Origin of the sequence: Pandoraea nosoerga (assembly GCF_902459585.1) — a bacterium.
In the GTDB taxonomy this organism is placed as follows: Bacteria; Pseudomonadota; Gammaproteobacteria; order Burkholderiales; family Burkholderiaceae; genus Pandoraea; species Pandoraea nosoerga.
Map to the genome: position 1 here is coordinate 163989 of NZ_CABPSC010000012.1, position 7625 is coordinate 171613.

Below are 7625 nucleotides of genomic sequence, written 5' to 3' on the forward strand. Positions count from 1 at the left end.
ATATGCAGGATATCGGGGAACCAAGGGAGAACGATCATGAAGCCAGGCAAAGTCACCCTGCTCAGCGCCGGACCGGGCGCGCTGGACTTGCTCACGCTGCGCGCGGCGCGCGTACTGGGCGAAGCGGACGTGCTGCTCGTCGACGATCTGGCCAATCCGGAGATCGCCACGCTCGCGCCCCAGGCTCGCGTGATTGCCGTGGGCAAGCGGGGCGGCTGCCGGTCCACGCCGCAGGTGTTCATCGAGCGGCTGATGTGTCGCCTTGCCCGGCGCGGCGCGCATGTGGTGCGGGTGAAGGGCGGCGACGCGCTGATGTTCGGCCGTGCGGGCGAGGAGATGGCGGCCCTGCGCCGTGCGGGCGTGCCGGTCGAGATCGTGAACGGGGTCTCGGCGGCGTTCGCTGCCGCGGCCGGTCTTGGCATGTCGCTCACGCACCGCGATCACTGCGCCGGCGTGACTTTCGTTACCGCGCACCGTCAGGACGGCAGTGCGCCGAACTGGTCGGCGCTCGCGGCGACGGGAACGACGCTCGCGATCTACATGGGGCTGCAGCGCGTGGAGACGTTGACCGCGACGCTGCTCGGGCATCTGTCGCCTGCCACGCCGGCGGCGGCGGTGCAATGGGCTGGCACGCCGCAGGAGCGCCGCATGGTGACGTCGCTCGGGCGGCTGGCCGCGGACGTGCGCGCGGCCGGCTTCACGAGCCCGGCCATCCTGCTCGTGGGCGGCGCGGTCGGTGAGGCGGCGTGCGCGGACCGCGACGGACGCGATGCGCTTGGCGCGGCGGCGCCCGACCGGCTCGCGAGCGGCGTAATGGCGATGGCAGACAGTGTCATCGCCCAGGCCGCCTGAAGCGTTGTGTCGTAGCTGCCTATACTTGAATGGCCCGAAGTCGTGGCTTGAAGTTGCGGCTTGAGTTGTTCGAAGTCGTTGCTTGACCGGATTGCCTGACTTGCCTCGTTGGCTTGATTTGACCGCTTGACCCGACTGGACTCGATGCAGCCGCACTCGCGGCGCACCGGAACCCAACCTTACGACCGGCCTGCTGGCCCCCACGAACTTGCCGAAAAAAACGGACGCCGAGGACATCGATCTTTCGGCTGACCCATCCGTCCCGACGCCTTCGTCGCGTTTTCCCGCAGCGCCGGACGGCGCGCAGGGCATGTTGCGCGTGCTGCTCGTCACCGACACGGACAAGCCGATCGGCGAACTGCGCGCGGCGCTCGCTCGCCTGGGCTGCGAGATGCTCGCCGAAGTGGCCAAGCCGCAGGCGCTGCCGCGCGTGGTCGAGAGCGAGCGTCCTGACGTGGTCATCATCGACACGGAATCGCCCTCGCGCGACACGCTCGAGCAGCTCGCGGTGATGAATGCGGCCGCACCACGCCCCGTGCTGATGTTCTCGGCCGACGGCAATCAATCGCTCATCCGCGCGGCCGTCGATGCCGGCGTCACGGCGTACTCGGTCGAAGGGCTCGCGGCCGACCGCCTCGCGCCCATTCTCGAGGTCGCGCTCGCGCGCTTCGCGCATGAGGAGAAGTTGCGCGCACGGCTCGCCAAGGCGGAGAGCGAACTGGCCGATCGCAAGCTGATCGACCGCGCCAAGCGTCTGCTCATGGACCGGCGCCGGATTTCCGAGCAGGAGGCGTATGCCATCCTGCGCAAACGGGCAATGGATCAGGGCGAGAAGCTCGCCGAAGTGGCGCGCCAGCTCGTCTCGATCGCCGAATTACTGGGATAGACACTGCTCATGTCCACGTCATCATGGTTGACTCCCCAGGCGCCAACGACAGGCGGTGCGCCGGAGAAGCGTCATTTGCGGGTGGGGTTCGTCGCGCTGTCCGACGCCGCGCCGCTGATCGTGGCCAAGCGCCTCGAGCTGGGGCACGAACACGGCCTCACGCTGGAGCTGAGCCGCGAGTCGTCGTGGGCGGCGATTCGCGACAAGCTGCTCACCGGCGAGCTCGACGCCGCACATTCGCTCTACGGGCTGGTGTATGGCGTGCAACTGGGCATTGGCGGGCCGCGCGAGGCGATGGCCGTGCTGATGGTGCTCAACCGCAACGGGCAGGCGATTACGGTCACGCCTTCGCTGGCCGACGCGATGGCGCAGACGGGCGACGTGCGCAGCGCGCTCGCGTCGCTCGGGCGCAAGCCGGTCTTTGCGCAAACCTTCCCGACCGGCACGCACGCGATGTTCCTGAACTACTGGTTCGCGGCCCAGGGCGTCGATCCGCTCACGGAGATTTCGCGCATTGTGATTCCGCCCGCGCACATGGTCGCGGCGATGGACGAAGGCGGGCTCGACGGCTTTTGCTGCGGCGAACCGTGGCACGCCGTGGCGCAGGCGCGCGGGCTGGGGCGCACGGTCGTGGTGTCGAGCGACATCTGGCCGAATCATCCGGAGAAGGTGCTCGCCTGCCGGCATGATTTCGTGACTCGCTATCCGCGCACGGCTCAGGCGCTGGTGCGCACGCTGCTGAGTGCTTGCCGCTGGCTGGACATGCCGGGGCATCGGGCCGAGGCTGCCGGATGGCTCGCCGAACCGGCGTGGGTCGGCGCCCCGCGCGACCTGATCGCCGCCCGGCTGCTCGGCGACTTCGGACGTCTGCCCGGCAGGCATGCGCTGCTGCCCGTGAGCTTCTTCGACGACGGCGCCGTGAACTACCCGCATCCGCTCGACGGCATCTGGTTCATCGCGCAATATCGCCGCTGGGCGATGGTGGGGGACGAGGCGCTGGCGCAGGCGGCGCAAACGGCCGCGGCGATCAATCAGACGGCGCTGTTCGAGTCCGCCGCGCGTGCCGAGGGGTTGCCAGCAGCGGCCACACCCGCCGGCGACGTGCTGTGTGACGGTAGAGTCTGGGCGCCGGGGAGCGTGCACGACCTGCGTGCCTACGTCGACGGCTATGCGATTCGCGCACCGTGAGCGCGGCGACGGAGGTGGCGGTGGAGCGGTGGGGCGCGGCGGTGGGGCCTCAGCCCGCCAAGGCGTCGCAGTCGTGCAATTCCTCGAATTCCATCGGGGAGCCGAAGGCCGGCGTGCCGGTGATGCCCCTGATGCCTTCGATGGCACCGAGGGCATCGAGGGCATCGAGGGCATCGAGGGCATCGGCGTGCTTGCGGCAGGCGCGCAGCGCACGCGCGCCATGGCGGGGGTGCAGGTTCAGATGGTAGACGAGCGCGAGGAGCACGACGTGGCGAGAAAGATTGGCCAGCATCGGCTCTAGCCCGGCGGCGCTGGCCAGCGCGCGGCGCGCGCCGGGATGCAGGCATGCCAGGGCGAGGATCGCGAACGACCCGGGTACCGCGAGAAACGCTGCTAACGCAATCTTCTTTGTCATGACCGTCGGCTGTGGTGAGGGCGCGCCGCGTTCGGGGTTTGCTGCCGCGCCGGGGAGACGGTGGGGTTCGCAACGCAAACCGGCGCACGTCGTTGTGCGCCGGTGGCTTCAGGCGGGCGTCTCGTCCCGCCCCAGTGCATGCTCATGAGCATACGGATCGGCGCGGGACGGATAAAGCGTCGAAACGGAAAACGTCTGTTGCGCAAAGTGAGGAGAATGGCGAACGGCGCTCGCGCGGCGGGCGCCATGCTCGGACGTGCGTCGGCGCGAGCGACGCTGGCGACCAATTAGTGGCGATACCGGTTCAGTTTCAGGCGGGATTCGGCTATTTTCTTGGGGTGTCCGGGCCTGAAGCCCAGTGTGTCCCCAACTCCAGCGATGGCAGCAGCCGTTCCTTTCCCTATCCGTGTCGAATGTCCACCGGGCGCCTGCTCATGCGAGCGCGAGGCGCTTTTGCGCGAGCCGGGCGGCGACATCCGGGTATTGCGATTGACGCAGACCGAGGAGAAGCGGTTGATCGAGCGGATCGAAGCCATCGCGAGTTACGAGGAGCTCAAGCGCATCGCAGGTCTCATGCAGGCGCAGCTCGGCATCGTGCTGCAGATCGCGCCGGGGCCGAACGAGGTGCGCACGGTGCGCGGCATCGGCATCCAGCTCGCGCAACAGCCTGGCCTGTGCCGCAAGACCAGAAAGACCATTCCGGCGGCCGTGCGCCGCTGTCTCGATCGCAATCCCGACATTGCTTACGCCATTCTCGACGAGCACGACCTGCTCGGCGGTGGGGCCGCCTGAGCGCACGGCGCGTCTTACCCGAGCATCGTCACGGCGTCGTCGAGCGAGAGCAGGGGCGTGCGCGATTCGAACGATGTCGCGAACAGACGCTCGTGCGCGAGCTCGTCAGGGTCGTAGCAGCAATCCTTGACGGTGAACAGGCAGTAGTCGGCATCGCTGGCATGGGCGACGGTGGAGAACATGGCTCCCGTCGGACCGGGCTCGTGGTGCAAGCGCGTGGAACGCCGCCGCTCGCGCCAGAAAGACAAAAGCCCGTCGATCTTGCGATCGACGGGCTTTCCAATCTGGTTGCGGGGACAGGATTTGAACCTGTGACCTTCGGGTTATGAGCCCGACGAGCTGCCAGACTGCTCCACCCCGCGTCTGAGAAGAAGAATAATACGGGTATTCTGCGCATCGTGTCAAGCATTTATGACATTAACTTTATTGGGCGGATGAAAATCGTGCGGGCCGCGAGCGTTTTACGGGCGCGTCACGCGCACAAGGCCGGGGCGCATGCCCTCGGCGCCCAAGCAGGCCATCGGGCGCGATCAGCGAGACGCGTGGCGCTCGGGAATGAGGACTGGGGCCGTCATGGGACCGGTTGGACCGGCTGGACCGGCTGGCGTCGGGTTCCCTCGACGCGCCTGCCTGGCATGTACGCGGGCGCGGGTCGGTTGGCACACCGATGCAGTTGCCTTGTCACGATACCGCGCTTACCAGCGGAGGGTGACGCCGGCCTGCACGGAGTGATTCAGCGAGGCGGGGTTCAGGCCGCGCTTGTAGCCGACGTCGAAGTCGAGATCCTTTGTCGGGCTGTAGATGGCGCCGACCAGCGCGTAGGCCGGCTTCGTCTGCGTGGCGGTGTCGGGGTTGGTGGCCAGTCCCACGTCGGCGACCAGACGCACGGCGTCCGTCACGCTGAATAACGCTGCCGTTGACGCATTCCACAGACTCTGGCGGTTGCCGATGCTGTTGTTGTTCCATGTGTAGCCGACGTTGGCCAGGAACGTCCAGCGATCGAGGTTGTACTGCATCAGCAAGTTCGCGCCGGTCGTGGCCCGGCCATTGCCGAGCCCGCGGTCTTCGCTGGCCGTCGGCAGCGAAACGAACGGCTTGAGGCCGAGACTCCATGTCTCGCCTTCGAGGAAGCGCCATTTCGCCTGCAGTTGCAGATCGGTGAAGCCGCTGGTCCAGCCGTCGCCATCGGGGCGCATGCGCTGATAGGGCGCCTGGATGGCGACGTCGAGGTTGGGCAGCACGCCGTAGGTCAGCGTGTTCGTCCATTGTTGCTGACGTGCGCTCGGCAACGTGATCCATTCGCTGTTGAGTTCGAGTTGCCAGTTGCCCGTGTCCTGCGTGCCGGTGTCGTCGGTGACGAGCGGGTTTGTCGCGTGCGCGGCCAACGGCATGAGCGTGGCGGCGACCAGAAGCAGCATCCTCTTCATCGAAAAACTCCCTCGTGCAGTCCGAAAGCCGGAAAATCAGTGGGGCGGATCGTACGGGGCGCACATGACACCGTCAACCATGGCACGCGATGTGTCGTATTTCCGTGTTGGCCGGGCGGGGCGATGATAGACTTCGCCCCCCATTTTCGAAGTCTGACGAGGTGGGGCGATGCCCACGATGCCCACGACGCCCCATGGGCACTCCATAGCCACCTCATAGGCACCCCATAGGCACCCCATCGACGTCCGTCTGCCATGCAAGCCAGAAGTCATCTCGTTTTCGGTATCGGCGCCACCTGGTTGATGCATCGCACCGGCTGGGCCGCGAGCGTCCACGACTGGCCCTTGACGCTCGTTGGCGCGCTGCTGCCCGACATCGATCATCCCAAGAGTCTGCTGGGGCGACGTATCGCGCCACTGTCGCTCGCTATTTCGGGAGTGTTCGGGCATCGCGGCATGACGCATTCGCTTTTGCTGCCCGTGCTTGCCGCCCTCGCGTGCCTCTATGCCTGGGGCCGGGTGCCGCCGTGGATGCTCGCGCTATGCGCCGGCTACCTTTCTCACCTGCTGGCAGACTGGCTGACGCCAGCCGGCGTGCCGCTTTGCTGGCCGCTGCGCACGCGGTTTCGTTCGCCGCTGTATGTGACGACCGGATCGACCGCCGAGTGGTGCGTTGCCGCCGCGCTTGTCTTCGTCATGTGGCGATGGTGGTAAGCGGGGAAATTCAGCGCCACACGAGTGGCGGCTCGTCCATCAGCGCGACCTGCTCGCGCAGCTCCAGAATGCGATCCTGCCAATAGCGTTGCGTGTTGAACCACGGGAAGGCAGCGGGGAAGGCGGGGTCGTCCCACCGGCGTGCCAGCCAGGCGCTGTAATGCAACAGGCGCAGGGTGCGAAGCGCTTCGGTCAGGTGCAGTTCGCGCGGATTGAAGTCGGCAAAGTCCTCGTAGCCGGACAGGATCTCGTCGAGCTGGACGGTCATCTCGGCCCGCGTTCCCGAGAGCAACATCCACAGGTCCTGCATGGCGGGCGCCATGCAAGTGTCGTCGAAGTCGACGAAGTGCGGGCCGGCGTCGGTCCACAACACATTGCCGCCGTGGCAGTCGCCATGGACGCGCAGCAGTTTTACGTCTCCGGCTCGCTCGTATGAGCGGTCGATGCCTGCGAGCGCGAGATCCACGATGCTGCGCCAGGCGTCTCGCAGATCGGTCGGGATCAGACCGCTCTGCCAGAGGTACTCCACCGGCTGGCGGCCGTAGGTGCCGGCGTCGAGCGTCATACGGTGGCAAAAGGGCTGCGTGGCCCCGACGGCATGGATGCGTCCCAGGAAGCGTCCGAGCCAGTGCAGCGTGTCGGGGTCTTGCAGCTCGGGGGCGCGTCCGCCGCGTCGAGGAAAGAGCGCGAAGCGAAAGCCGTGGTAGTGATGGAGCGTCCGGCCATGGATGGCGAGCGGCGCGACCACCGGAATCTCGTGCTCGGCCAACGCCTGGGTGAAGGCGTGTTCTTCGAGAATGGCGTCGTCCGTCCAGCGATTCGGACGGTAGAACTTCGCGATCAATGGCGGGCCGTCTTCCATTCCGACCTGATAGACGCGGTTTTCGTAGCTGTTGAGCGCGAGCAGCCGCCCGTCGCTGTAGCTGCCGAGCTGTTCGACGGCGGTGACGACGGTATCGGGCAGCAAAGCCGAGAAGGGATGGGCTTGACCCGAGGGATCGGGAGAGAGGTCGGTGTTCATCGCGATATTTTGCCAAAGGCGGGGGCGCCGGCGCGCGTCCGTGATGCATCGTTCCTTATATATAGAAGAAAACGGCGCCGCAGCGAGAGGGGAGCGAGCGCTGGAAAATTGCGGGATTTCAAAATAGTTTCACAAACTCCTTGCATGTCGCGGCGATCCTGTCTAATATCTCGTCTCTCGCAACGACGGCGACGCGGCGCAAGCAGCGAAGCGACGGGGCGGGAGGGGCCGAGAGGCCCCGGTGGTTGGCGGTTTTTGAGCGGGCGAGTCGCTACGGCGGCGAGCGGGAGGTGCGAAAAAACTGTTGACGACGACGAGAAGCTGCGACAT

The 7625-nt window shown here is 66.6% G+C and carries 8 protein-coding genes, 1 tRNA gene and 1 pseudogene; 5 read left to right on the plus strand and 5 right to left on the minus strand.

The window, feature by feature from the left end; genetic code table 11:
• The first annotated feature begins 36 nt into the window (after nucleotides 1-36).
• The 3 genes from cobA (at nucleotide 37) to PNO31109_RS16030 (ending at nucleotide 2926) form a co-directional block, all read left to right on the plus strand.
• Entirely contained in the window at nucleotides 37-852 is an 816-nt protein-coding gene (gene cobA / locus PNO31109_RS16020) for a uroporphyrinogen-III C-methyltransferase (RefSeq protein WP_241014125.1), read from the plus strand.
• A gap of 310 nt (nucleotides 853-1162) precedes the next feature.
• Nucleotides 1163-1738 carry an ANTAR domain-containing response regulator gene (locus PNO31109_RS16025; protein ID WP_150556475.1) on the plus strand — a complete coding sequence of 192 codons (576 nt, stop codon included), beginning with the start codon at nucleotides 1163-1165 and terminating at the stop codon, nucleotides 1736-1738.
• 9 nt (nucleotides 1739-1747) lie between these two features.
• Nucleotides 1748-2926: a CmpA/NrtA family ABC transporter substrate-binding protein gene (locus PNO31109_RS16030; RefSeq protein ID WP_150556454.1), complete on the plus strand. Its 1179-nt coding sequence runs from the start codon at nucleotides 1748-1750 to the stop codon at nucleotides 2924-2926.
• A 49-nt stretch (nucleotides 2927-2975) separates the two neighbouring features.
• Here the strand turns inward: PNO31109_RS16030 and PNO31109_RS16035 are convergent, their stop codons facing one another.
• Nucleotides 2976-3341 (minus strand): hypothetical protein, encoded by a 366-nt coding sequence (locus PNO31109_RS16035; RefSeq protein WP_150556455.1) that lies wholly within the window; start codon nucleotides 3339-3341, stop codon nucleotides 2976-2978.
• A 378-nt stretch (nucleotides 3342-3719) separates the two neighbouring features.
• Between PNO31109_RS16035 and PNO31109_RS16040 the strand changes: the two genes are divergently transcribed.
• The gene (locus tag PNO31109_RS16040; RefSeq protein WP_150556456.1) at nucleotides 3720-4133 is read left to right on the plus strand and encodes a hypothetical protein; all 414 of its coding nucleotides are present in this window, start codon (nucleotides 3720-3722) and stop codon (nucleotides 4131-4133) included.
• 14 nt (nucleotides 4134-4147) lie between these two features.
• On the opposite strand, the pseudogene PNO31109_RS16045 reads toward PNO31109_RS16040, so the two are convergent.
• The 3 genes and pseudogenes from PNO31109_RS16045 to PNO31109_RS16055 all read right to left on the minus strand — a co-directional run.
• Nucleotides 4148-4324, minus strand: a pseudogene (locus tag PNO31109_RS16045) (cysteine hydrolase); the annotation flags it as partial.
• 94 nt (nucleotides 4325-4418) lie between these two features.
• Nucleotides 4419-4495, minus strand: a tRNA-Met gene (locus tag PNO31109_RS16050).
• A gap of 333 nt (nucleotides 4496-4828) precedes the next feature.
• Nucleotides 4829-5560, minus strand: coding sequence for a transporter (locus tag PNO31109_RS16055; protein WP_150556457.1), 732 nt, complete (start codon nucleotides 5558-5560; stop codon nucleotides 4829-4831).
• A gap of 255 nt (nucleotides 5561-5815) precedes the next feature.
• Here PNO31109_RS16055 and PNO31109_RS16060 point away from each other — a divergent pair, with 255 nt between their 5' ends.
• A complete protein-coding gene (locus PNO31109_RS16060; protein ID WP_150556458.1) occupies nucleotides 5816-6274 on the plus strand; it encodes a metal-dependent hydrolase in 459 nt (152 codons plus the stop codon).
• 10 nt (nucleotides 6275-6284) lie between these two features.
• Here PNO31109_RS16060 and PNO31109_RS16065 read toward each other — a convergent pair whose 3' ends face one another.
• The gene (locus PNO31109_RS16065; RefSeq protein WP_150556459.1) at nucleotides 6285-7295 is read right to left on the minus strand and encodes a serine/threonine protein kinase; all 1011 of its coding nucleotides are present in this window, start codon (nucleotides 7293-7295) and stop codon (nucleotides 6285-6287) included.
• Nucleotides 7296-7625: the final 330 nt, after the last annotated feature.